Origin of the sequence: Planktothrix paucivesiculata PCC 9631 (assembly GCF_900009265.2) — a bacterium.
Lineage (GTDB): Bacteria > Cyanobacteriota > Cyanobacteriia > Cyanobacteriales > Microcoleaceae > Planktothrix > Planktothrix paucivesiculata.
The window spans coordinates 1-219 of record NZ_LR735075.1 but is presented as its reverse complement, the minus strand read 5'-3'; the positions used below and the strand labels follow the sequence as shown (position 1 = coordinate 219).

Sequence of the window (219 nt, the reverse complement as noted above, 5' to 3'; positions counted from 1 at the left end):
ACGAGAGCGCGCCGAACCTAGAAAAAAGAATACGTTTGAAAGTCGAATTTACAAACTCCTAGTCAAAAAACTAAACGAGGAGTCAACTGTAAAGTTGATGACTCAAAAAATAACATGACTAATTAAATTAGTCAAGAGAAGAGCTAACAGATTCTTCAAAATGGAGAGTTTGATCCTGGCTCAGGATGAACGCTGGCGGTCTGCTTAACACATGCAAGT

1 rRNA gene is annotated in these 219 nt (G+C 38.8%); it reads left to right on the top strand.

Annotated features, from left to right (window positions below):
- Positions 1–157 precede the first annotated feature (157 nt).
- Positions 158–219: ribosomal RNA gene (locus tag PL9631_RS25650) — 16S ribosomal RNA — on the top strand; the annotation flags it as partial.